Source organism: Bartonella sp. SL317 (genome assembly GCF_059687655.1).
This window is the reverse complement of record NZ_CM185144.1, coordinates 464560-487532: the sequence shown is the minus strand read 5'-3', so window position 1 is coordinate 487532 and position 22973 is coordinate 464560. Positions and strand designations below refer to the sequence as shown.

The following is a 22973-nucleotide window of genomic DNA, read 5'->3' as shown; positions in this document are numbered from 1 at the left end:
ATATATGATTTAAAGTTTTGAAATTGGCTCTTATTTTCAGGATATGCATTTTAATGCATAGCTCTATAAGCGATTTTATCAGCTCTATAAGAGATTTTATCATTTCAATAATTTTCAGAGACTAAAAAGTTTTCTTTTTTTGCTTAAATCTCTTTTTCGCGTGCATTTTTTTAAAATTCTTTGCTCATTTTCTCTACATTCTTAATCGTAACGGACGTGCTTGGTTAAAAAGCCTCCGTTTTTTATACCATGGGTAGTGTTAAGATGAGAATTTGCGTACTTAATATGTTGTTTTAATTTTGTTAAGTCGTTTTTTGACATTGTCTTGAACCCAATGTTAATAATCCCCTATTTAATTATCTCCTATTTACAACCCTTTGTTTTATCAAAGAGTTTGGTGTCTTATTTAATCATTATCGTTCCCGCCTCTGTGAATTTTCACGATAGAGTATGTTTTGTTATTCATTTTAGCGGTTTTTATTGACAGTTTTAACCCACCATTACGACAACCCACCATTACGACTAGGGGGGAGGCAAATTTAGATACGATATCAAAAAAAGTTTCTTAAAACAGTAAAGGCAATAACAAACAACACACGATCATCTTCTAAATAAAAGTAAACAGCTGTTTATAGAACAGTACCTAGATGATCATTTAAATTAAAATTATTTATCTTAGTGAATGCGGCAGTAACAGTTTTATACCCTTGTAAATTTAAAGTCTCCACTATTATTTTGGTACTACTCGTCTATTGCAGTGGCACGTGTAATATAACCTTCTTTGTTAAGACTGTATGCTCCATACTTATTTAAATTTACACGATAAACATCATACGGTGATTTTGGAAATTTCTTTTTTAATCCTTGAATATCCGTTGCTTCTTAAATCAAAAAACAGATCACTCTATGTTGCGCTGTAAAATTAAATATTTTTTATTAAAAGCGCAGATATTAAATATATTCATGCCTATTAGAAATATAAATGCCGCTGATATTGAAGCACTCCTTTCAAATTGCTTTTCGTCTAAAAGAAGAACGCTGAACAAAGTACTTAAAACAAAATTTTCTTCGTCAAAGCGCAAGTCCCTTTATTCTATTTCCAATAAATCCCTATCAGCTTCTTGGTGCCTTTTTAATTATATCGGTGAAGTTAAGCTATGGAAATGGTTGGTCGATCAAACCATGAAAAAACGCATGATAAATTTAAGAAAAGACTTTGCCATTTGGTCAAAAGAACGCAAGCAAAAAAGAATCAGGCAAACAAAAAGAAGAGCAGGTTAACATCATCATTGCTGGAAAGAATTATTGTTAATAAAATTAAATAAAAAAGCCATTTTTAAATATGGCCTTTGTTTTTTATTTAACTTTTTATTATATACAAAATGTATGTAATTTTTATATTAAAAACACTTTGTATTCCTTCATAAACCGTTTGCAAAAAATATAGCATCCGCTAATTTAAAAATAGCGATGCTATTTAATAAATTTTTTATTTTTTCATATACATAAGCTATCTTTGCTCGTTTTGATGAAGTTATATTTGTTATTGTCAGTATATTCAATCTATTAGATCGGCTCATTAATTGTTAAAAATTGTAAATTCGTTTTTTCAATATTATAAGGAGCAACAATAGGAGAGGGCTTTCGATTGACTATACCATCAGACTTTTGAATCGCAAGGGATAAACCACTTGTAATGGCCCCAGCTATAAAAAAATAACTGATATTCATAGTTTCTTTCTCCTATATTTATTTCTATGAATAAATATCAATACATATCATATATAAATCCACTTTAAATGACTATAGTAAAAATACAAAAATCATAAAAAAGAATAAACTTTGCCTATAAATTGACAAAATTTACCCCTAGTTGCCTTAATAAGTTCTTTCAAATTCTCGTTTGTGAGTGTTTGAAAAAAATTTGAAAGCTCTGTCGAGAAGTGAAATTTCGTAAGATGGATGACAAAAAAATTGTCAGCAATTTTTTTGACCATTGATTAGAGATTTATAAAAATGAGGGTTCGTTAAAATTATACTATAGATGTGATGAAAGTTGCATAAATCCCTTGATGGGAGGGGTGCATGCATTTGAGGGTTTGCGTGCATCCTCTATAAGGTTGGGTACATCTGATATGAGGTTAGAGCTATCCCGAGGGAGAGGGTGCACGCATTTGAGGCTTTGCGTGCATCCTCAATAAAGGCATATCCTATAAAAATAGAAAGAGCCTAAGAGATGTATTTTTTTATTTTATTCTGATCGGTTGGTGCATTTGTTACAGATACTCACTTTGTTTTCTCAATGATTGAGATATTTATAGAAAAAGACTCATTAATCGATCTCTTCGTAAGAAGACTGACGATTCCATGAAAATTTGGATATTTATGTGCCCTTTTTTTGATTTTTTCGATTATACGAGATTTATGAAGTATTTTAATCCCGTTTGGCTTTTTGTCTTAGCTAAAGGTATTGGGTTAATATTTTATTGATTTCAATAGTTTTAATATTGGAGGCTTTAATATTGCAGCTTTTCTCAAGGGGATGCATAAACTCAAAGAATGCTGCTTCACAACGTCATAAGATAATATCATAAACTGTATCCATTTTTATTTTCTTAGAGCAGGAAGCGAGCAAGGGATAGGGATGGGGTGCTTATATTTTGGGTTTATTTAAGCGGGAAGAAAATACTTGAATATAAAGAGCGAATATAAAGAGCTACGAGTCTTACTCTAGTTTTTCTTTCTTTATTCGCTTTGTTGGTTGACATATTTTTAAAGAATGGAAAGTATACATTTTCTTTAGGTTTGGGGCTTTACGCTTTCGTTTTTTATTGAGGCTTTTTATGAAGGGGCGTTGTTGAATATATTTTTTAGGTCAAACAGAATGTTTTAAATGTATACTTGATGCACACTATATTTGTGGGGGCGGTTTGTGGAGAGTATCACGCTATAAGTGCTTCAAGGAATAAGGCTGTCATTATTATATACTTGCTGTCCAGTGTTCAATATGATGACGGTCTTTAGCATTTGAACTGTGTTGAAAGAGGCATTTTAATTTTTTATCTTGGAAGTGTTTTATTTTACGCACCGCTTTTGCGTGTTGATGGGCAAAAGATATAATACCGATGAATTCAACATAAAACAGATGTAAAATGAGGAAAGCCTTAAGAACGTTGTGGCTTTCATTTTAAGATGAAAAAAACGCACCAATTCATCTCCCAAAAACGCCTCAATCCATTCATTGTCATGAGATAATGTTTTGTTGATCTTATACGATAAAGAAAAAAATGTTTGTTATTTTATTGTGTCGTAAAACAAGTAAAGCTCTCTTATTTGCGAGGAGAATAAAGGAAGCCTTCTTGATATGGTAGGTTGAAGTGTTTTTTTAAAAAAAAGCATGATGAATATTTTTAAAGATTGCTTATTGCGCTTTAAGTTTTAGATAAATTCCATATGTGAAACGTAAAGAGAGGGTGGAAAGCCCAAGAGGGATAATAATTCAGACTGTTTGCAAACCAGATTAGGTTAAAAATCTTTCTCCTTGAAAGATGGGAGATACGTCAATTTGACAAAAGAGTCGTTTATTTTGCAGGCAGGGCTTTATTTTGCAGGCAGGACTTGTGGAAGAATAGAACACAGAAGGGGAAAGATAATATCGTCTTTTAAAAAAGTTTTCTGTTACAAATAACAGGCTTCTGTAACAGGCACTAACTTATGAGAATTTCCAACATTGGGGTGTAAAAACAATACCCAAAAGTATGAATTTAAAAAATCGTATTCAATACGCAAACTCATCTTTAAAAAACGATCGCTTCAGAGTGAGCAGAGAATTAAAAAGAGAACACTATAAATAATAACTTTTATAAAAGAACTTATTATTTGGGCCCTAAAACTTTTAAAATAGCTCTTTTTTATTGAATGTTAATTTTGAAACTCAATGTCAATTTAGTCTTTAAAGATATTATGATGCATGGTAAGCATAGTGACTTTAAAAAAACCAACAAATAGCTCCCTCTCGTAGCGATAGACGAGCATGAGGGTAGAGGCTTTGTTTTTTAGGGCATGCGCATATTGAGTATAAGGGTTTTGTGAAGCTGCGTTTTTTTAAAAGGTGTGATGGGGATGGAAGAGAGCTCTCTTGGATTTTCACGCGGTGTTCAAGGCGTGTGAGCACTTGGTTGAAGCCGCATAGTGCAGGTTTCTGTTGAGGGCTTGAAGGAAGGTGGGGGGTATTGGGGCTGTTTTCCTTGGGTGATTTGGTGGGTATCGTAAAGCGTGTTCGTATGATTAGCGATCTTTAGGATCTGATGTTTTGAGCGTGAATGCTCCAGATAATGATAGATTTGTTTAAAAAATTTGCTTGCTTCATGAAAAGAGAAGACGATGGAGGAAGCTATGGGGTGGTTGTGTGTGGGGGGAGGTGGGGATGTTTCGATGGGATTGTTGGGATAAAGGGCTGCGTTTTTTTTTAGAGCATGTCTTTAAAGTGCAAGTCAAGCGTAAGGTTTTATGAATTCTGCGTAAATATTTTTTATCATATTGATTTATAAAGATAATTTAGTGTTATTTAACGTGAATGAGAACCTTGAGTTCCGTGAGATTTCTTCATTTCGAATCTCTCTCATGCTGTATCAATCAAAATCATTTGCTCACGTCATAAGCGAGATGAGTTTGTGGCTAAAAACGATAGAAGATGAGGTATTTCTTTTCATGAATCATCGAGAAATGCCAAGGTTTTTCGTTGCATTCTAAGGCTGTTAAATTAATGATGGTGTCGTGGGGGGCTGGGGCAGGTGTGGAGAGGTTGGAATTTTGCGTTTTGAAAGGGTCTGAGGGGGCTGGTGGGGGCATGTTGGGCTTCTGCTGCTTTATGGCGTGTGTGGGTGCGGGTTTCGTGCGTGCGGTTTGTGTGTAAAGGGAATTGCAGGCTGATGGGGCAGGTGTGGAAAGGTTGGCATTTTGCGTTTTGAAAGGGTCTAAGGGGGGTGATATGAGCATGCGGAGCTTCTGCTGCTTTGTGGCACTGTGTATGGAGGGGGTGGTGGAGTGCGCGGTGTTGCGTGTGGTGTGCGGAGCGTGGGGGGGCGTGTGTGGGTGCGGGTTTCGTGCGTGCGGTTTGTGTGTAAAGGGAATTGCAGGCTGATGGGGCAGGTGTGGAGAGGTTGGCATTTTGCGTTTTGAAAGAGGTTTAGGGGGGGTGATGTGAGCATGTTGGGCTTCTGCTGCTTTGTGGCACTGTGTATGGAGGGGGTGGTGGAGTGCGCGGTGTGGGTGTGTGGTGTGCGGAACGCGGGGTGTGGATGTGGTGCGTGGTCGTGGGGGGCGTGTGTGGGTGCGGGTTTTGTGCGTGCGGTTTGTGTGTAAAGGGAACTGCTGGCTGATGGGGCAGGTATGGAAAGGTTGGCATTTTGCGTTTTGAAAGAGGTTTAGGGGGGGTGATGTGAGCATGTTGGGCTTCTGCTGCTTTGTGGTGTGTGTGTGGAGCGGGGTGGTGTGTGGTGCGTGGGGGGCGTGTGTGGGTGCGGGTTTCGTATTGTGGTTCGTATGTAAAGGGAACTGCTGGCTGATGGGGCAGGTATGGAGAGGTTGGCATTTTGTGTTTTGAAAGGGTCTGAGGGGGGTGATATGAGCATGTTGGGCTTCTGCTGCTTTGTGGTGTGTGTGTGGAGCGGGGTGGTGTGTGGTGCGCGGGGGGCGTGTGTGGGTGCGGGTTTCGTGCGTGCGGTTTGTGTGTAAAGGGAACTGCAGGCTGATGGGGCAGGTGTGGAAAAGTTGGCATTTTGTGTTTTGAAAGGGTCTAAGGGGGGATGATGTGAGCATGTTGGGCTTCTGCTGCTTTGTGGCGCGTGTGTGGAGCGGGGTGGTGGAGTGCGCGGTGTGGGGCTGGCATGTTTGCGGCGCGTGCGGGGTATTCAAGACATGTTGGCATTTGATTGAAGCGCAGGTTTCTGTTGGGGGCTTGAAGGAAGGCATTGCGGCTGTTTTCTTGGGTTACTGTTTTTTCTTGGAGGGCGGATCGTAAGGCGTGTTGGTGTGATGTGGGATTATTAGGGGCTTTCATATTTTGAAAATGGCATTCTAGGTAACGATGGGTTTGGTTTTTAAAAAATTTCCTACTGAAAATGTTGTCTGTTCCTTGGATAACGAAGAGAGATTTCGCTGTGGCATGGCGCAGGGGGGAGCGTGAATGGTTTTTTAGCGCTTTTTGTTGCACCGTGTGTGGAGCGCGGTGTTGCGTGTGGTGTGCGGAACGCGGGGTGTGGATGTGGTGCGTGGTCGTGGGGGGCGTGTGTGGGTGCGTGTTTCGTGCGTGCGGTTTGTGTGTAAAGGGAACTGCGGGCTGATGGGGCAGGTATGGAGAGGTTGGCATTTTGTGTTTTGAAAGGGTCTAAGGGGGGATGATGTGAGCATGTTGGGCTTCTGCTGCTTTGTGGCGTGTGTATGGAGGGGGTGGTGGAGTGCGTGCGGTTTGGCGTGTTTGCGGGGCGTGCGGGGTATTCAAGACATGTTGGCATTTGATTGAAGCGCAGGTTTCTGTTGGGGGCTTGAAGGAAGGCATTGCGGCTGTTTTCTTGGGTTACTGTTTTTTCTTGGGGGGCGGATCGTAAGGCATGTTGGTGTGATGTGGGATTATTAGGGGCTTTCATATTTTGAAAATGGCATTCTAGGTAACGATGGGTTTGGTTTTTAAAAAATTTCCTACTGAAAATGTTGTCTGTTCCTTGGATAAAGAAGAGAGATTTCGCTGTGGCATGGCGCGTGAGGGGAGCGTGAATGGTTTTTTAGCGCTTTTTGTTGCACCGTGTGTGGAGCGCGGTGTGGGTGTGGAAAGGATGCGCGGTGTTGCGTGTGGTGTGCGGGGGCCGTGTGCGGTGCGTGGGTTTGGCGTGTTTGCGGGGCGTGCGGGGTATTCAAGACATGTTGGCATTTGGTTGAAGCGCAGGTTTCTGTTGGGGGCTTGAAGGAAGGCATTGCGACTGTTTTCTTGGGTTACTGTTTTTTCTTGGCGGGCGGATCGTAAGGCATGTTGGTGTGATGTGGGATTATTAGGGGCTTTCATATTTTGAAAATGGCATTCTAGGTAACGATGGGTTTGGTTTTTAAAAAATTTCCTGCTGAAAATGTTTTTTGTTCCTTGGGTAAAGAAGAGAGATTTCGCTGTGGCATGGCGCAGGGGGAGTGTGCACGGTTGTTTAGCGCTGTTTGTTGCACCGTGTGTGGAGCGCGGTGTGGGTGTGGTGTATGTGGTGCGTGGGGCTGGCGTGTGTGGAGAGCGCGGGGAGCTGTGGGGTGCGCGCAGGTGTTGAAGGTTTGGTATTTTGCGTTTTGAAAGGGTCTAAGGGGGGGTGATATGAGCATGCGGAGCTTCTGCTGCTTTGTGGCACTGTGTATGGAGGGGGTGGTGGAGTGCGCGGTGTTGCGTGTGGTGTGCGGCGCGTGCGGGGCGTGTGTGTTGTGGGGGGGGTATTTGTGTTGTTTTATTTTTGAAAAGAAGGATGCTATTTTCTTCGAATAGTGTGAAGGGGGAATGATTTTAAGGGACAGTGGCGCGATGGGCTTTTGTGTCTTCTGCATTCCTTTGAAGGGGGGGCTGGAAGGGCGCGCCCTGCTGGAGTATCGGGGGTGTTTTGTGTTTGTGTGCGTTTTTCTTTCAAGGGGTGGGCAACATATGAATGTTGCCTTGGATGGCAAGATTATTCAAAAGGTTTGCGGTTTGTATAGCCCCAATGAAAGGCGAGTAAGTCTAAACAATCGCGTAAATGATCGGCAAGAGAGTTTTGTTTGCGTTTTGAAGAACTTAATTCTTTAATCGCTTGGCCATAGCCAATAACCCGCTCAAGCAGTGAATAGCCAAGAATACCCAGTTGTCCTTTGAGGGTTTTTAAATGATTAGAGGATTCTATTTGACGTTCAATAGGGTGGGTGGCACCTTGGCTACAAGAAACCTTTTCACGAGTATAGTCAAGGCTCATGTGGAGATCTGCCTGACTGTGACGCCAGTAAAAATAAAAACGTTCTGCCGCTTTATATTGGGCCAGATTAATATGTCCTTTTGCATATAAAAGCGCAATGGGGTGGTTTTTTGCATTGACAAGGACTTTGATCGTACGCGGGTTGCTGGAGCTTTCTGGATGATTGGATTGAAAATAAGGATTACTTGTCTTAAAGGGGATTTCTTGTGTTTTTAGATGACCCATATTCTTTCCTTTCTCTGGTGCATCAATAAGGTGTGTGTTTTTTTTCTCTTGAGAGTTCATAGCATCTCCTTCAAAATGATCGTTTTCGTTTAAAATTTTCGTTTAAAAAAACGTTGCCTGCTCTTTGGATAAATTTGGATAAAGAAGAGAGATTTCGCTGTGGCATGGCGCAGGGGGGAGCGTGCACGGTTTTTTAGCGCTGTTTGTTGCACCGTGTGTGGAGCGCGGTGTGGGTGCGGTGCGTGGGGGGCGTGTGTGGGTGCGGGTTTCGTGCGTGCGGTTTGTGTGTAAAGGGAATTGCGGGCTGATGGGGCAGGTGTGGAGAGGTTGGTATTTTGCGTTTTGAAAGGGTCTAAGGGGGGATGATGTGAGCATGTTGGGCTTCTGCTGCTTTGTGGCGTGTGTGTGGAGCGGGGTGGTGTACGGTGCGTGGAGCGTGTGGGGGGCGTGTGTGGGTGCGGGTTTCGTGCGTGCGGTTTGTGTGTAAAGGGAATTGCGGGCTGATGAGGCAGGTGTGGAGAGGTTGGCATTTTGCGTTTTGAAGGAGTAAGAGCGGTGTTGATGAGGGGGCTGGTGGGGGCATGCGGGGCTTCTGCTGCTTTGTGGCACCGTGTGCGGAGCGGGGTGCGGGGTGGTGTGTGCGCAGAGCACGCGTGGTGTGGCATGTGTGTGTGTGGTGCGTGGGGGGATGTGTACTGTGGAGGGTACGGTTTTGTCGTCTGGGGTGTCTTGGGGTGTCTTGGGGTGTCTGGGGTGTCTGGGGGGGCGCTCGTGTGGGGGGCCTTCCCCATGGATCTTGAATAGATTTGAATCTTGAAAAGCAGGGTGTTTTGTTGCATGGTGGTTTTTCCTTTGCATGACTTGATGGGGGAATAATTTGATGAGACAGTGGTGTGATGGCGGTATGACTTGATGGGGGAGTGGCATGATGGTGCGCGGCGTTTTTGTCTTTAGAAGATGGGTGTTTTTCTGCATTGTGCTTGCTGTCTGTGGGGCTGTTTATGTGCAAATGCAGGATCTTGGGATGACGTGGGGCGTCTTTTTACGGGCTTTGGCATTTTATGGGACGTCCGGCATTCTCCTTATGGTGGGTTATGAAGTACTGCGGCGGCGTGGGGTAACGAAGGGGCAGTTCTTCAAAATGGCGTTGTTTGGCTTCATTTTGGCCCTTGTCTCTCAGTTTATTTATAAGCAAGCTGAGCGTGTTGGTTTGTCTTGGCTTTGGTTTTCCAATAAGGGGGTGTTTAGTGTCCTTTTGGGGCTTGTCTTTGGTTTTGCTGGGGGTTTTGCTGCTATCCTTGCAAAGCGCCTTGGGGTGACTTGGTTTGATTTTCTTTATGTGGGGGGAAGCGTTCGGTTGTTCCTCAGGTGTTGTTATGGAAAAGAATAGCTGTTGGCTTCATTGTCGCCTTTTGCCTCATCTGTGCTTTTGTCGCAGCCCAAACATTTTGGTATGATAAGGAGCAAATGTTGGGGCTTGTCTGTATAGAGTCGTGTTTTCAGCATTTGTAAATGGCTGGAGGGGGGTAAATGGAGCATGGGGGTAAAGGGAATATGGGGACGAATGGTATATGGGGGGTAATGAGATATGGCTGAAATTGTCCTTGGATCTTGAAGAGAAGGGGCTTGCATTGTGGAGGGGTTCCTTGTGTGGTTTTGTATGAGTGCGATTTTGTATGATTTTGTATGACTTGATGGGGGCGTGCGTTGATGTCACTTAATGGGTTGTTTTTGCTGTTGTTGGTCTGCATTTTGGTTGTTGGCTTGGCTTTTCTTTATAAGGCTGCCGCGCGTTGCGGGGTGAGAGGATGGCTGCCTTTTTGGAGATGGGTGGTCTTTTATGGCGTCATTGCTCTTTATCTTGGTTTTGCATTTGCGGAGGGTTTTGCTTTTGTGTGTGGGGATATTTCCGCAGATGTTAGAAGCGGCGCTGTGAGCGGGGCGTTATTGTTGAAGGGGGTGGTGTTTTCTTGCATGTTTGCCGCTGTTTTGGGTGTGATGCATTTGGGTGTAAAAAGTCTGCCTGTGGCTTGGGCTGAGTTTGTGAAGGCGGTGGTGTTTTGTTGCTTGATAGGGGGTATCCTGTGGCTTTTTGCGGTGGGTGTCAGAGATATGGATAGCATCAGGGGGATATTCTTGACGGTGTTGGTTTGTGCTGTAGCGTTAAAACTGCTCTTGAGGTTCTTTATACGCGCGCATGGCGATACGGTTGGGGTGTTGTGGCTTTTGGATTTACTCCTGCTTGGCTGCATTATGGGATTGATCTTGTTCTTTGTTTCTCTGGGAGCAGAGCATCTGGGATTTGACTGGCTTTGGTTCTCGAATAGGGATGTCTTGACCTGCATTTTTGTGCCTCTTTTTCTTTTTATTAATCAGACAGTGAAGTCTGCATTTCGTCATGCGGCGGCGTCTTTTAAAAAAGTGGTAGGGCTTTAAGAGCGTGGGGGGGCGCGTTAAAGATATTGGCGGGGTAAGGATTGTTCAAAAGAACAGCGATAGCGATAGGTTTGGGGGTCAAACCACAGACCTACTTTGCCTTCAAAATCGCCAGAACGTTGTTTGGCAATATTCATAATGACACCGGGACGTTTGACTAAATCGGCTTTTTCTTGTGCTAGAGAGGCAGCAAAAATTTTATCTTCTAAAGATCGATTGCGCCAAATGGTGATAATGTTAAAAGCATTGGCACCAATTTCTGAGGCGCCTTTAATATCTTCTGTTCCAGGGATATCTTTATCCAGCCCCCCTTTACGGGCGTGAGCGACAAGATGAATATGCACATTGTTTAAAACAGCCCAATCAACCATTTTATAAACCGCTTGTTCTTGGTTGGCATAATCATCAGAGGCAATGCCAAGCCGCATGAGACTGTCGATAATAAATTGATCGCATCCATAGCGCGCACGACAATAGTCAAAGACATCCAGCAGGGTCTCAACATTTGATTTGCCAACATGTTCATAAAGGATAAGCCCCTCATCTAAAAAATGCAAAATGCGTTCAATGGTCTCTTTTGTCGGTTTTTCTAAGCCGCCCGTTTGTTTGGTTAAACGCCGGAGTGATTGTTCTCCTTTCATTTCTAGAGAGGCTAAGCAAAGACGACTGTTTTGCGCAATCCAATGGGGAATACAGTCGGATAACAATTGGCTTTTGCCGGCACCACTGGCGCCACTCCATAGCGTTAATTCTGCTGGGCGAAAATGGAGTTTTCCTTTAAGTTTAGGATAGGGAACCGTATAGCCAACATGTTTTTCAGGCTCTGGCCAAAAAAGCCCAATGACTTGATCTTTATAGTCTGAGGCGCGCCGTAAGCCTTCTGGTGCAAAGCATTGAGCAGAAGCAAAAGCTGCTTTTATGGTGGCTGCATCAATCCCTTCGGTTAAACACTCATTAGCATCTTTGAGAGGCAAACGCACACGGTAGCAACGGTGACGCCCAAGTCTGCTGGCAATTTCACGGGCGGCTTCTTCTCCAGGTTGGTCCATATCGGTGGCTAAAAAAATGGTTTCAAAAGCTTCTAAATGATCAAATTCATTTTCAATCCAATTGTGTTTGCCGCCCTTTCCACCGCCAAAGGGAAGTGAGACTGCTGGATAGCCATAGGCCGCAAGCGATAGCGCATCAATTTCCCCTTCCGTGATGACAATTGTCCGGTTTTTGGAAGAAAGCGTGGGAAACGTCGTGTGATTTTTGGGTACCTGCGTGGTGGTGTGGTCTGTGGGTTGGGGTACGTGCGTGCCGGTGTGGTCTGTGGGAGCGGGTTGAGAGCTGTGCTGGGTGGTGTGGGTTGTGGCTGTGGGTTGGGGGGCGTGTGTGCCGGTGTGGGTTGTGGCTGCGGGTTGGGGGGTGTGTGTGTCGGTGTGGGCTGTGGGTTGAGAGGTGCGTGGGGTGGTGTGGTCTGCGGATGCGGGTTGGGGTGCGTGCGTGCCGGTGTGGGTTGTAGTCGCGGGCTGAGAGGTGTGCGTTGCGGCTGTGGGTTGGGGGGTGTGCGTGGTGGCGTGGGTTGCGGCTGTGGGCTCAGAGGTGTGCGTGGTGGTGTGGGTTGCGGCTGTGGGCTCAGAGGTGTGCGTGGTGGTGTGGGTTGCGGTTGTGGGTTGAGAGGTGCGTGTGCCGGTGTGGGCTGTGGCTGCGGGTTGGGGGGTGTGCGTGCCGGTGTGGTCTGTGGGAGCGGGTTGAGAGCTGTGCTGGGTGGTGTGGGTTGTGGCTGTGGGTTGGGGGGCGTGTGTGCCGGTGTGGGTTGTGGCTGTGGGTTGGGGGGCGTGTGTGCCGGTGTGGGTTGTGGCTGCGGGTTGGGGGGTGTGCGTGCCGACGTGGGCTGCGGCTGTGGGTTGGGGGGTGTGTGTGCCGGTGTGGGCTGTGGCTGCGGGTTGAGAGGCGTGTGTGCCGGTGTGGGTTGTGGCTGCGAGTTGGGGGGTGCGTGTGCCGGTGTGGGTTGCGGCTGCGAGTTGGGGGGTGCGTGTGCCGGTGTGGGTTGCGGTTGTGGGTTGGGGGGGGTGTGTGTCGGTGTGGGTTGCGGCTGTGGGTTGGGGGGCGTGTGTGCCGGTGTGGGTTGTAGTCGCGGGCTGAGAGGTGTGCGTGGTGGTGTGGGTTGTGGCTGTAGGCTCAGAGGTGCGTGTGCCGGTGTGGGTTGCGGCTGCGGGTTGAGAGCTGTGCGGGGTGGTGTGGGTTGCGGCTGTGGGTTGGGGGGCGTGCGTGGTGGTGTGGGCTGCGGCTGTGGGTTGGGGGGTGTGTGTGCCGGTGTGGGCTGTGGCTGCGGGTTGGGGGGTGTGCGTGCCGGCGTGGGCTGCGGCTGCGGGTTGGGGGGCGTGCGTGGTGGTGTGGTCTGCGGCTGCGGGTTGGGGGGCGTGTGTGCCGGTGTGGGCTGTGGCTGCGGGTTGGGGGGCGTGTGTGCCGGTGTGGGCTGTGGCTGCGGGTTGGGGGGCGTGCGTGCCGGTGTGGGTTGTGGCTGTGGGCTGGGGGGTGTGTGTGCCGGTGTGGTTTGTGGCTGCGGGCTGGGGGGTGTGTGTGCCGGTGTGGTTTGCGGCTGCGGGTTGGGGGGCGTGTGTGCCGGTGTGGTTTGCGGCTGCGGGTTGGGGGGCGTGTGTGCCGGTGTGGTTTGCGGCTGCGGGTTGGGGGGCGTGCGTGGTGGTGTGGGCTGCGGCTGTGGGCTGGGGTGCGTGCGTGCCGGTGTGGTTTGTGGCTGCGGGCTCAGAGGTGCGTGGGATGGGATAAAGGGCTTGCCAACCAAATAAAATCGGTTCACATTGCGCTGCTGTAGGTTTTGTTTTGGCGCCTGCTTGAGCCAACCGTTCTTTGACTAAAGCAAGGGTACCATCGGGTTTATAAAAGGGGAAAATAATTTTTTCGCCGTCTTCTCCTATGCGGTAACGTTTTATCACCTCTAGAGGGATATGGCGTTCTTTGTGGAGATAGTTTTTGACGAGGGTTTGTGGAGAGCGTCCTTGAGGAACCGGTGGACGGCGGTAGGAACGTTGGGGCGCCATAAAGGGTTTGGGGCGTGTCAGATTAAGCGTTGCGCGTGCTTCTTCTAATACTTGAGAAAGGTTCATGCCTTTGACTTCACACCAAAGGTCTAAAAGATCGCCTCCAATACTTTCGGCAAAATCATACCAAAGCCCTGCTTTACTGCCGCTTAAGCAAATCGATAAACTTTGACCGGGCTCACCGCGTGTGTTGCCAACAATCCAATGGTTGCCGCGTTTATGCCCTTGGGGTAGAAGCATTTCTGCGATCCTTTCTGCTTGGGTGGTAAGTTTTTGTTTGATTTCAAAAATTGTACTCATGGTCATTGGTGATCTTATTCGTTTTTCTCGAAAGGATTGTTCTTGCTGTTCTCGCCATGAGATCAGATGGCGAAATTTGTTGTGCTATGGCGTTTGGCTTATCTTTTTGAAAAGCTCCACTCTTGGGCTTGCCAAGTTTCTAGGAAGGTGGGGTTCTTCAAGTAAGAGGTTTGTGTTGGCAGCTGGTATGTGCTGAGGCGTTGTCCTTTGATGTAGATAAGACATACGGGGCATACTGGGATGTTTTCCGTATTTTGTGGGGTGCGGTGTTGCCTATAGGTTTTTCCCCTCGTGTGAAAAGAATGGGCATTTTGCTGCTTTGAAATGTTGGTTGTATGCAGCAAAAAAATGCGTGCTTTGAAGCGAAAAGAACGTGCCAATCGTCGTAAAACTTCTTGGCTGAAGGGATATGCATGTCTTTTACAACAGCTGCTTGGATGTCTGCTTGCCGGCTGGGAAAGCAGTGCCCTTGTATGAGGGCGGCGGTAGAGCATGGTGTGTGTGTGAAGAGGGTGGAGCAGCGTACGGGTGTTGAGGTTTGTTCTTTGTTGGAGCTTTCCAAAACGGTTGCTTTGATCTTGGTGTGCCGGCTGGGAAAGCAGTGCCCTTGTATGAGGGCGGCAGTGGGGCATGGTGTGTGTGTGAAGAGGGTGGAGCGGTTTTCGGGTGTTGAGGTTTGTTCTTTATTGGAGGTTTCCAAAGCGGTTGCTTTGATCTTGGTGTGCCTGCTGGGAAAGCAGTGCCCTTGTATGAGGGCGGCGGTGGGGCATGGCGTGCGTGTGAAGGAGAGGGTGGAGCGGTTTTCGGGTGTTCTGTTCCTTTGAGAAGTAAAGATGAGGCGTGTGGGGTGCGCGCTGTTGTGGTGAAAGCAGACTGAAAAAAGCCTTTGGCTGTGGCTGCGTGCAGGGGTGTTTGTATCTCTGTTGTTTTGTTCAGTGTGGTTTGGTTGGATGTGGTTTGGCTTGAAATGGTTTTTTTTGTGGTTTTGAAACATTTATGCCCCCGCCTTTGTTTGAAATTGTTCGTGTGGTGTCAACCCGTGTGATGTCAATCATCGTTGCTATCGTCGCTATAGTTGATCAGACTGCGGTAAAGGTTTTCGTTTTCTTCAGAAGGATTTTGTGAGACGCTTGCCTGTTTTTGCTGTTCTAGCCGTTCGATCTCACGGCGAAACCAGTTGCGCCATGTGGCTTGCCAATCTACTTTAAGCGCTTCTTTACCGCTCTTGGCTTGCCAATAGTCGCGAAACTTTTTGGCTTGCCAATGGGCTTGGCTTTCACTTAAACCTTCCAAAACAGCCGCCTCGATGTCTGCTTGCCAAGTTTTGGGAAGCCGGTGTCCTTTCACAAGGGCTGTTGAGACGCTGGGGGGCGTGTTGGAACAAGCTGACTTGGAAGAAGAGCGAGAGGTGTTTTTTTTAGTTTTTTCCGCAGCAACAGTGGGGGTAAGAGCAGCCAATGGCGTAGGAGCGCTGTGAAGAGCTTTTGCTTGGGGAGCCTTGAGAAAACCGGTGTTTTGCTCGCTTTCTTCTGGAGAGTGTTCCGTTGATGGAGGCGAAAAAAAAGCCGAAGAGGTTTGGCTTTGTTCAAGACTCTCTTCGCAGGAAAGACCAGGGTCTAATTTAGAAAATAAAACTTGCTTTTCTAAAACACCGATAGGTGTTTTCTTTTCTTCTGCCTTTTGAGCTTCTGAGCTTTGTGAAACATCTTTTGTCCGCTCGTTCAGCACTTGTTGTATCTCAGCATTGATTTTCTTGCGCTTTTTAGCCGAAGAACGCCCCGCAAAGGATTTTTGCTCAAGCAATTTTTCGCGCTCTTGAAAAACATTTTCGCAACGCTGGTTCCATAAGCCATTGGTTAAATTTAAAATCTTTCCCTCTTCAATCAGCATTTTTAAAACATTAACAAAAGTTCGCTTGTCACAACCGCAAAGACGCGCTAAACGTTCCTCCGATATCTCTAGAGGACGACCCCGTGCATACATTTCATTGAGAAGAATCGTATAAATTCCAATCTCGTGTGCACGCATGCCACGAACACCCCCTAGAAAATCATTTTGATACCAACAAACATAAGGAAGTCTAGACGATTCATAATGAGGAGTTTCTTGTTGATGAGCGTGTTTCATACGGTAATCTACTTTCTTCTTTCTTATACGCATTTCATTGATGATAATAGCGCAAACAGAAAATGAACTTGTGTGTGGCTCTGTTTAATGATGGAGATTTCTTGATGACGTTTATAAATGCGTGTGTGTGTTGAAAGGCTATGCAAACTTACAATTTGAGCGTGTGGTCATGGAATTGAGAGTGCGGTCATGAAAAAAATAAAGAAAAAAACATATTTTCAATATGTCAGCTTTAGGGCTCAATATGTCAGCTTTTCGAGATAGTTTTTTGCACTCTGTTGGGTGGTTAAGGTGCCTTTATGATCCAAAAATAAAAAAATCCCCTCTAAAAAATAAAATTTGTTTCCTTAATTTTATCCTTTTTAGAGGATATTGCAAGCCCGTTTTATAAAAAGGACGTGTTTTTTTTTAAAGACGCGCTATATGGTGAAATCATGAATATTGATGGTTGGCGTCAAAGACTAAAGACCGCCGTGCAAAAAAGTGGACGGTCAAAAAGATCTATCTCCCTTGCTGCCGGTAAAGGCGCTGGGTACCTTCATTCTATTCTTTCTGAAGGAAAAGAACCAACAATCGAATCTCTTTCGCGAATTTGTCACGAAATTAATATCAGTATGAATTATATTCTTTACGATAAGGACGCTAGTCCTGAAGATAAAGAATTTATAGAGCTTATTTCAAAACTCTCTCCGCAGGAGAGGCAGGCAATTTTAACTCTTTTGCGGCGACCCGTTGACGAAGCTTCAAAATAAGTTCTTTCTGTGCTTTTGAATCAAGACGATTCCAGTATTCTATTAAGCGTATATCATTCATTTTATCTCTCCTGTGTGTTTATAATTGCAATCGAGTAAGAACAAATAGAGAACAACAAAAGAACATGAGGGGCGTTGAGAACAATAAATTTTTGTTGACATATGTCATTGGAGCCCCGCAAAAATTTAAAATATGTCTTTTATGAAGGATAAAATGATTGACATCTCTCCTATAGAGGATATAAGACTAACGCTATATTTGGCCTTGTCAAGACAAAGCTACGTTTTATTAACGATCTAAAGGGGGAAAATTATGAAAAATATTCCATTCATTAAAGAGGATGAAATCGTTATCATTCTCTGCGAAGATGAAAAGCCTGATACCTATGAAGGACCCATCGATGAAATTGAAGAAGTACTCGAACTGATTGATGAATCTGAAACTGTTTATAAAATTTTGCGACTTGATCTTACAACAAATCATTCTGAAGACGTGAGCGAACAAATCGCGGATTTTTATACCGAAAATTACGAAATCAGTGAAGAAAATACACAATTGCAGCCGTTCATTTTGAATAGTGAAGCCTATCATGTGTGTTTATATGAAAGAGCTGCGCGCGATTATGAAGATAATCTTTATGGCTCTTATGAAAAACAGCATCGTTTACGTCCCTGTGATGTCTTGGCCGATTATTGGTGGTAATGATGCTAAGTTATCTTCAGACTTCTTATCGAGGCATTACACTGTATTATGCTGGAAATATTCGCAATTTAATCAAACTCGAGCCACAAAAACAAAATGCTGTCTTTTTTATATCGCAAGAGGCGGCGGAGGATATGGCAAAAAACTTGGAGGAAGAATATTGCTGCTATGATTTTTCCGTCGTCCAATAGGAGACGGACAAGAACAGAATGAAAAAAGCGCCCCCCATGATCGATAAATTGACGGATAGGTTAACGGACGCGTTGATGGAATACGTTGCGCAAGCAAGGTGAGAGAAACGTTGAGAGCTTTAAGTGTTTTTTTTGCATTAGGGCAGCAATGATGCTTGTTTGTGCTTTCGTTCATTGGGGGGCGCTGTTTTTGTAGGGGTGCCGTTTTGCAGAGGGTGTTTCGTGGGGGCGTTTTTGAAGCCGGAGGATCTGATAGGAAAAAGAGGGGGAGCTTGTATAGAAGAAATGGGGTGCTTGAAAGGGTAAGAGCGGCACATTTTAGGGAAAGGAGGGCATGTTTTTATAAGATAATATATTGATTTATCAAAGATATTCATTTTTTTGCATGTTATTTTGCATGTTAAATGAGAATCCCGACTATAGTTTTCTCACCACAAACGCTCTCCTATTAAAGTCATCAAACTTCTGTTTTTTGCACACCACCAATAGGGTTGGCATGGGAATAAACAGGCAACAAGAAAACGATGTCTTTTCATGAATTGTCGAGAAAGCCCAAGGGATCATCCATAATAAGAGGTCATCCATAATATTGAAGGCTTAAGGTGTATGATGGTGACGATGCTAAAAGAATTGGGGTGAAAAGGGGTGGTGGGAGGCAGGAGCGGTGAGGAAGACGTTTTAAGTGAGGAGGGCGTGCAAGGAAAAAGAGAGATGGGGCAGTAAGATAGGGGGGATCAGGGGACACAAGCGCCGAGGGTCAATGGGGGGAAAGACCGCTTAGTGTGATCAGCAAAGTATCTGCGGACAGTAAAGGCTCAGGAAGAGTGAAGAGAGGGGAAGTCAGACAATGTTGAATGGGGGGTATCAAAAGGTCAGTTCAAGGGGACAAGTGGATGGTGGAGGGGAGCTTAGCGTGACAAGCGTTGCTTTAAGAAAATGGCGGGCGGTTTTGGAGGACACGTGAAAGACGAAGAGAAGGATAGGAAAGCACTTTGGAGGCAAGATGTTGGGGAAGTGTGAGAGTAGACTGTCCATTTTTATCTTGGCTTTGTTCGGGGGCAATGAAAGTTCCTCTCTATAATGGACGCGTTGACCGATAAGTTGAGGGTCAAAGTATTTTTTCACTAAGGATAAGAAGAGGAACTGTTTGTACTTTGGTTGATAGGGGGACGCTGTTTCGTGGGGGCGTTTTTGAAGCCGGAGGATCTGATAGGAAAAAGAGGGGGAGCTTGTACAGAAGAAATGGGGTGCTTGAAAGGGTAAGAGCGGCACATTTTAGGGAAAGGAGGGCATGTTTTTATAAGATAATATATTGATTTATCAAAGATATTCATTTTTTTGCATGTTATTTTGCGTGTTAAATAAGAATCCCGACTATAGTTCTCTCACCACAAACGCTCTCCTATTAAAGTCATCAAACTTCTGTTTCTTGCACACTACCAATAGGGTTGGCATGGGAATAAACAGGCAACAAGAAAACGATGTCTTTTCATCAGTTGTCGAGAAAGCTCAAGGGATCATCCATAATAAGAGGTCATCCATAATATTGAAGGCTTAAGGTGTATGATGGTGACGATGCTAAAAGAGATAGGGTGAAAAGGGGTGGTGGGAGACAGGAGCGGTGAGGAAGACGTTTTAAGTGAGGAGGGCGTGCAAGGAAAAAGAGAGATGGGGGAAGCCGATAGGAAAAGGGGGGAGCTTGTACAGAAGAGATGGGGTGCTTGAAAGGGTGAGAGCGGCACATTAGGGGGGAAAGGTTAGATGTTGGTTGATTTTTGAGAGATGGGCAAGGAGGAAAGATGGCGAGAAAATCTTGCAGTGACAAGTTTCTGCGGGCAGTAAAGGTTCATGAAGCGTGAAGAGAGGAAAAGCCGGACAGTGTTGAATGGGGCGGGTTTATCAAAAGGTCAGTTCAGAGGAGGAAAGTGGATGGTGGAGGGGGCAGAAGCCTAGCGTGATAACTCTATTGCTTTAAGAAAATGGCGGGCGGTTTTGGAGGACACGTGAAAGACGAAGAGAAGGATAGGAAAGCACTTTGGAGGCAAGATGTTGGGGAAGTGTGAGAGTAGACTGTCCATTTTTATCTTGGCTTTGTTCGGGGGCAATGAAAGTTCCTCTCTATAATGGACGCGTTGACCGATAAGTTGAGGGTCAAAGTATTTTTTCACTAAGGATAAGAAGAGGAACTGTTTGTACTTTGGTTGATAGGGGGACGCTGTTTCGTGGGGGCGTTTTTGAAGCCGGAGGATCTGATAGGAAAAGGGGGGAGCTTGTACAGAAGAAATGGGGTGCTTGAAAGGGTGAGAGCGGCACATTTGAGGGAAAGGTTAGATGTTGGTTGATTTTTGAGAGATAGGCAAGGAGGAAAGATGGCGAGAAAATCTTGCAGTGACAAGTTTCTGCGGGCAGTAAAGGTTCATGAAGCGTGAAGAGATGAAAAGCCGGACAGTGTTGAATGGGGCGGGTTTATCAAAAGGTCAGTTCAGAGGAGGAAAGTGGATGGTGGAGGGGAGCTTAGCGTGACAAGCGTTGCTTTAAGAAAATGGCAGGTGGTTTTGGAGGGATAAAGCCCGTGGGGGATAGGGACATATTTTGGGAGGGAAGATATCGGGGAAGTAAGGAAGGCGCGCGCGGTTCTGGACGTTTTTGTGTTGGCTTTGTTTGGGAGTAATGAAAGTTCCTTCTTATGTTGGATATGTTGAAGGATAAGTTGATGAACGCGTTGACGGGATAGGTTGAGGGAGACGTTCGCAAACAAGGTGAGAGAGACGTTGAGAGCTTTAAGTGTTTTTTTTTGCATTAGGGCAGCAATGATGCTTGTTTGTGCTTTTGTTCATTGGGGGGGCTGTTTTTGTAGGGGCATTTTTGAGGGCAAGCAAAAGGCGAGAGGCAAGGAAGTACTTTGGGGAAAGATATCGCGGACATGAGAAAAGAGAAGGGAAGAGAAAACAGTGTGGGAGGCGTTTCACAGAGGTTTGGGGGGCTTTGGGGGGGAGGATGCCTTTGTTGTGTTTTCAGCTGGGGTGTGGCTCGTTTAGGGAAGTACATAAAGTGTGAATATGCAAAGTGTGATGTTTTAAAGAGGATATACAGCACCAGATCAAAAGGGGGAAAATACCATGCCAATTATTATCGATTGTATTCAAGGAACAGAGGAATGGCAAAAAGCGCGCAATGGGTTAATTACGGCTTCTTTGTTTGAAATGGTCATGGCACAAAAAAAACAGGGGCAAAAAACAGCACGATATCATAGCGTGATGATGAAATTGGCAGGAGAAAGAATTACTGGAAAAACCGTTGAGGAAGGGACAACAGTGTCGATGCGACGGGGGACAGAATTAGAACCAAGCGCGCGACAGCTTTATGGCAAGCTGACAGAAACAGAACCGGAATGTATAGGCTTTGTTTTAGCCGATGATCGTAGAAAAGGATTTTCTCCCGATGCTTTTGTGGGAAAAAATGGATTGTTGGAAATTAAAACAAAAAAACCAGAAATTTTAATTCCGCATTTTATGGAAAAGCGTTTTCCAGCAGAACATAAAGCACAATGTCAAGGAGGGTTATGGATTTCTCAACGCGAATGGGTGGATTTAATGCTCTATTGGCCGGATATGCCCCCTTTGATTAAACGGGCTTATCGTGATGAAGCCTATATCAGCAAGCTTGAAAATGAAATTAACCGTTTTAATGAGGCTTTGGAGAAAATGGTCCAGCACATTCAGTGTTTTGAGACAGGCTTTGGCATAAGAACAGACAGTAGGATAAGAACAGACAGGGCGTTAAAGGAGGGGGAAGGCAGAGCGTTGCAGAAAAAGCCTCTGGAAGGCAAAACAAGACTGCGGCGAGGAAGAAGGGGATCGGTCCAGTGGAGAAAAATTTTATAATAAGGGCATATAAAATAAGGGCATATAATTAAGCAAAAGCAGAAAAATAGGTGAATTTTGCAGAGGACAAGACGCTTGGAATGACAACTCTTGCTTTAAGAAAATGGTGGGTGATGTTTGAAGAGGTAAAGCACGTGGGGAGATGAAGAAGCATTTTGGAGGCAAGATATTGGAACAAACTAGTTTGAAACAAGCGAGCTTGGAACACGCTAGCTTGGAACAAGATAGCTTGGAATAAGGTAGTTTGGAATAAGGCAGTAATGGAGGGAAATTCAGTTGCGAGAAGAGGGAGGCATGCGGTTTTGGCTGTTTTTGTGGAGGCTTTGTTTGTGGGGCAATGCCCCCCCATCACTCCCCTATGCCACGCCATGATGGACAAATTGATAGATAAGTGAGGGACGCGTTGACGGGATAGGTTGAGGGAGACGTTGGCAAACAAGGTGGTGGAGGGCTTTAAGTGTTTTTTCACGAAGGATCAGAAGGGGGGATGCTTTGGTTCATTGGGGGGGGTCGTTGCGGCGCTGTTTTTTTTATGTGTGTGGGCCCTCTTGTGGGGGGGGTACCGATAGAAAGGGAGCCAATAGGGAGAAAGGGAGCCAAAGGGGTGAGAGCGGCACGTTAGGGGGCATGTTTTGAAGAATAGGGGTGCGGTTAGCAGGGGGCGAGGATGGTGAGGAAGACGTTCAAGTTAGGAGGGCTTGCAAGGAAAAGAGAGATAGGGGCTGTAAAATAAGGGGAACAAAGACAAGGGGGGATATGATTATAGCGACAGTGCGGCTTGATACCAAGTGGAAGAGAGGGCCCATATAAAAAAGAGGGAGATGAGAGAGAGGGGGAGAGAGATAAGAGAGGGAGGATGGGTAATGAGAAGGGGACTTGTTTTTTTGTGGTGCAGCAGTTTCAAAAGCTGTTTGCAGAGCATTTGGGGATTAAGTGTGTCATTGACGCGTATTGATTTTGAAGCCGATCATTGAGTTTAAAGCTGTTGAAAGCGCATAGGTTTAAAGGATGGAGGGGTTTAAAGGATGGAGGATTTTGATAAGAGCGAATAGAGTTTTAAGAGAAAAAGATTGAGACTTGGTGTGTTTTTTAGGGGTGTGCTTTGCGCTTTTATCATGGTGTGGAGTGGAAGAGAGGATTGGGGAAAGAGGTTGAAGTGTAGGCCTTTATTTATTTCGTGGGGTGAAAAGTTTGGTCCTTTAAAGATTTTTTAAGAAGGGGGTGGTTTGGAGGTTGTTTCCTTTCGTTTTTTTTAAAAAAAAAGATGAGGGAGTGTTCGGTTGTGGTTTGGACGTTTTATTTGTTATTTTCTGTAAAAATGTAAAAGCGTAAAAA

At 45.2% G+C, this 22973-nt stretch carries 21 protein-coding genes; 15 read left to right on the top strand and 6 right to left on the bottom strand.

Annotated elements, in window-relative coordinates; genetic code table 11:
* The first annotated feature begins 906 nt into the window (after positions 1–906).
* The gene (locus AC6ER9_RS02310) at positions 907–1281 is read left to right on the top strand and encodes a hypothetical protein (protein WP_497074821.1); all 375 of its coding nucleotides are present in this window, start codon (positions 907–909) and stop codon (positions 1279–1281) included.
* Positions 1282–1566: 285 nt separating this feature from the next.
* Here the strand turns inward: AC6ER9_RS02310 and AC6ER9_RS02305 are convergent, their stop codons facing one another.
* Positions 1567–1731, bottom strand: coding sequence for a hypothetical protein (locus tag AC6ER9_RS02305; RefSeq protein WP_497074820.1), 165 nt, complete (start codon positions 1729–1731; stop codon positions 1567–1569).
* 3034 nt (positions 1732–4765) lie between these two features.
* On the opposite strand from AC6ER9_RS02305, the gene AC6ER9_RS02300 reads away from it, so the two are divergent.
* Entirely contained in the window at positions 4766–4915 is a 150-nt protein-coding gene (locus AC6ER9_RS02300) for a hypothetical protein (RefSeq protein ID WP_497074819.1), read from the top strand.
* An 882-nt stretch (positions 4916–5797) separates the two neighbouring features.
* On the opposite strand, the gene AC6ER9_RS02295 is transcribed toward AC6ER9_RS02300, so the two are convergent.
* Complete coding sequence (locus AC6ER9_RS02295; RefSeq protein WP_497074818.1) at positions 5798–6061, bottom strand: hypothetical protein; 264 nt, start codon at positions 6059–6061, stop codon at positions 5798–5800.
* 122 nt (positions 6062–6183) lie between these two features.
* On the opposite strand from AC6ER9_RS02295, the gene AC6ER9_RS02290 reads away from it, so the two are divergent.
* The 4 genes from AC6ER9_RS02290 to AC6ER9_RS02275 all read left to right on the top strand — a co-directional run bounded on the left by AC6ER9_RS02290 (position 6184) and on the right by AC6ER9_RS02275 (position 7307).
* Positions 6184–6327, top strand: a complete 144-nt coding sequence (locus AC6ER9_RS02290) for a hypothetical protein (RefSeq protein WP_497074817.1) — start codon at positions 6184–6186, stop codon at positions 6325–6327.
* A 101-nt stretch (positions 6328–6428) separates the two neighbouring features.
* Positions 6429–6608 (top strand): hypothetical protein, encoded by a 180-nt coding sequence (locus AC6ER9_RS02285; RefSeq protein WP_497074816.1) that lies wholly within the window; start codon positions 6429–6431, stop codon positions 6606–6608.
* Positions 6609–6674: 66 nt separating this feature from the next.
* Positions 6675–6962 carry a hypothetical protein gene (locus tag AC6ER9_RS02280; protein ID WP_497074815.1) on the top strand — a complete coding sequence of 96 codons (288 nt, stop codon included), beginning with the start codon at positions 6675–6677 and terminating at the stop codon, positions 6960–6962.
* A 198-nt stretch (positions 6963–7160) separates the two neighbouring features.
* Positions 7161–7307 (top strand): hypothetical protein, encoded by a 147-nt coding sequence (locus tag AC6ER9_RS02275; RefSeq protein WP_497074814.1) that lies wholly within the window; start codon positions 7161–7163, stop codon positions 7305–7307.
* Positions 7308–7694: 387 nt separating this feature from the next.
* Here the strand turns inward: AC6ER9_RS02275 and AC6ER9_RS02270 are convergent, their stop codons facing one another.
* Positions 7695–8258, bottom strand: a complete 564-nt coding sequence (locus tag AC6ER9_RS02270) for a hypothetical protein (protein WP_497074813.1) — start codon at positions 8256–8258, stop codon at positions 7695–7697.
* 121 nt (positions 8259–8379) lie between these two features.
* Here AC6ER9_RS02270 and AC6ER9_RS02265 point away from each other — a divergent pair, with 121 nt between their 5' ends.
* From AC6ER9_RS02265 to AC6ER9_RS02255, 3 genes are all read left to right on the top strand, one after another.
* A complete protein-coding gene (locus AC6ER9_RS02265) occupies positions 8380–8544 on the top strand; it encodes a hypothetical protein (protein WP_497074812.1) in 165 nt (54 codons plus the stop codon).
* Positions 8545–8771: 227 nt separating this feature from the next.
* Positions 8772–9002, top strand: coding sequence for a hypothetical protein (locus AC6ER9_RS02260; RefSeq protein WP_497074811.1), 231 nt, complete (start codon positions 8772–8774; stop codon positions 9000–9002).
* A 121-nt stretch (positions 9003–9123) separates the two neighbouring features.
* Positions 9124–9588 (top strand): hypothetical protein, encoded by a 465-nt coding sequence (locus tag AC6ER9_RS02255; protein ID WP_497074810.1) that lies wholly within the window; start codon positions 9124–9126, stop codon positions 9586–9588.
* On the opposite strand, the gene AC6ER9_RS02250 is transcribed toward AC6ER9_RS02255, so the two are convergent.
* Positions 9573–9830: a hypothetical protein gene (locus tag AC6ER9_RS02250; RefSeq protein WP_497074809.1), complete on the bottom strand. Its 258-nt coding sequence runs from the start codon at positions 9828–9830 to the stop codon at positions 9573–9575. The two genes, AC6ER9_RS02255 and AC6ER9_RS02250, sit on opposite strands and share 16 nt — an antisense overlap.
* Positions 9831–9908: 78 nt before the next feature.
* Between AC6ER9_RS02250 and AC6ER9_RS02245 the strand changes: the two genes are divergently transcribed.
* Positions 9909–10634, top strand: a complete 726-nt coding sequence (locus AC6ER9_RS02245; protein WP_497074808.1) for a hypothetical protein — start codon at positions 9909–9911, stop codon at positions 10632–10634.
* Positions 10635–10651: 17 nt separating this feature from the next.
* Here AC6ER9_RS02245 and AC6ER9_RS02240 read toward each other — a convergent pair whose 3' ends face one another.
* On the bottom strand, positions 10652–13981 hold the full coding sequence (locus AC6ER9_RS02240) for a bifunctional DNA primase/helicase (protein WP_497074807.1): 3330 nt from the start codon (positions 13979–13981) through the stop codon (positions 10652–10654).
* A gap of 413 nt (positions 13982–14394) precedes the next feature.
* Between AC6ER9_RS02240 and AC6ER9_RS02235 the strand changes: the two genes are divergently transcribed.
* Complete coding sequence (locus tag AC6ER9_RS02235; protein ID WP_497074806.1) at positions 14395–14805, top strand: hypothetical protein; 411 nt, start codon at positions 14395–14397, stop codon at positions 14803–14805.
* A gap of 223 nt (positions 14806–15028) precedes the next feature.
* On the opposite strand, the gene AC6ER9_RS02230 is transcribed toward AC6ER9_RS02235, so the two are convergent.
* Positions 15029–16108 (bottom strand): YdaU family protein, encoded by a 1080-nt coding sequence (locus tag AC6ER9_RS02230; protein ID WP_497074805.1) that lies wholly within the window; start codon positions 16106–16108, stop codon positions 15029–15031.
* A 434-nt stretch (positions 16109–16542) separates the two neighbouring features.
* On the opposite strand from AC6ER9_RS02230, the gene AC6ER9_RS02225 reads away from it, so the two are divergent.
* From AC6ER9_RS02225 to AC6ER9_RS02210, 4 genes are all read left to right on the top strand, one after another.
* A complete protein-coding gene (locus AC6ER9_RS02225) occupies positions 16543–16860 on the top strand; it encodes an XRE family transcriptional regulator (RefSeq protein WP_497074804.1) in 318 nt (105 codons plus the stop codon).
* 313 nt (positions 16861–17173) lie between these two features.
* The gene (locus AC6ER9_RS02220) at positions 17174–17563 is read left to right on the top strand and encodes a hypothetical protein (RefSeq protein ID WP_497074803.1); all 390 of its coding nucleotides are present in this window, start codon (positions 17174–17176) and stop codon (positions 17561–17563) included.
* Positions 17563–17754: a hypothetical protein gene (locus tag AC6ER9_RS02215; protein WP_497074802.1), complete on the top strand. Its 192-nt coding sequence runs from the start codon at positions 17563–17565 to the stop codon at positions 17752–17754. Before AC6ER9_RS02220 ends, AC6ER9_RS02215 begins: the two co-directional genes overlap by 1 nt.
* A gap of 3119 nt (positions 17755–20873) precedes the next feature.
* Positions 20874–21638, top strand: a complete 765-nt coding sequence (locus AC6ER9_RS02210; RefSeq protein WP_497074801.1) for a lambda exonuclease family protein — start codon at positions 20874–20876, stop codon at positions 21636–21638.
* The last annotated feature ends 1335 nt before the right edge of the window (positions 21639–22973 follow it).

What these genes read in the sequence shown, in the direction of transcription:
- AC6ER9_RS02310 (WP_497074821.1), top strand. Translation starts at nt 907, where the DNA reads ATGTTGCGCTGTAAAATTAAATATTTTTTATTAAAAGCGCAGATATTA.
- AC6ER9_RS02305 (WP_497074820.1), bottom strand. Translation starts at nt 1,731, where the DNA reads ATGAATATCAGTTATTTTTTTATAGCTGGGGCCATTACAAGTGGTTTA.
- AC6ER9_RS02300 (WP_497074819.1), top strand. Translation starts at nt 4,766, where the DNA reads ATGATGGTGTCGTGGGGGGCTGGGGCAGGTGTGGAGAGGTTGGAATTT.
- AC6ER9_RS02295 (WP_497074818.1), bottom strand. Translation starts at nt 6,061, where the DNA reads ATGAAAGCCCCTAATAATCCCACATCACACCAACACGCCTTACGATCC.
- AC6ER9_RS02280 (WP_497074815.1), top strand. Translation starts at nt 6,675, where the DNA reads ATGGGTTTGGTTTTTAAAAAATTTCCTACTGAAAATGTTGTCTGTTCC.
- AC6ER9_RS02270 (WP_497074813.1), bottom strand. Translation starts at nt 8,258, where the DNA reads ATGAACTCTCAAGAGAAAAAAAACACACACCTTATTGATGCACCAGAG.
- AC6ER9_RS02255 (WP_497074810.1), top strand. Translation starts at nt 9,124, where the DNA reads ATGATGGTGCGCGGCGTTTTTGTCTTTAGAAGATGGGTGTTTTTCTGC.
- AC6ER9_RS02250 (WP_497074809.1), bottom strand. Translation starts at nt 9,830, where the DNA reads ATGCAAGCCCCTTCTCTTCAAGATCCAAGGACAATTTCAGCCATATCT.
- AC6ER9_RS02245 (WP_497074808.1), top strand. Translation starts at nt 9,909, where the DNA reads ATGTCACTTAATGGGTTGTTTTTGCTGTTGTTGGTCTGCATTTTGGTT.
- AC6ER9_RS02240 (WP_497074807.1), bottom strand. Translation starts at nt 13,981, where the DNA reads ATGAGTACAATTTTTGAAATCAAACAAAAACTTACCACCCAAGCAGAA.
- AC6ER9_RS02235 (WP_497074806.1), top strand. Translation starts at nt 14,395, where the DNA reads ATGTCTTTTACAACAGCTGCTTGGATGTCTGCTTGCCGGCTGGGAAAG.
- AC6ER9_RS02230 (WP_497074805.1), bottom strand. Translation starts at nt 16,108, where the DNA reads ATGAAACACGCTCATCAACAAGAAACTCCTCATTATGAATCGTCTAGA.
- AC6ER9_RS02225 (WP_497074804.1), top strand. Translation starts at nt 16,543, where the DNA reads ATGAATATTGATGGTTGGCGTCAAAGACTAAAGACCGCCGTGCAAAAA.
- AC6ER9_RS02220 (WP_497074803.1), top strand. Translation starts at nt 17,174, where the DNA reads ATGAAAAATATTCCATTCATTAAAGAGGATGAAATCGTTATCATTCTC.
- AC6ER9_RS02215 (WP_497074802.1), top strand. Translation starts at nt 17,563, where the DNA reads ATGATGCTAAGTTATCTTCAGACTTCTTATCGAGGCATTACACTGTAT.
- AC6ER9_RS02210 (WP_497074801.1), top strand. Translation starts at nt 20,874, where the DNA reads ATGCCAATTATTATCGATTGTATTCAAGGAACAGAGGAATGGCAAAAA.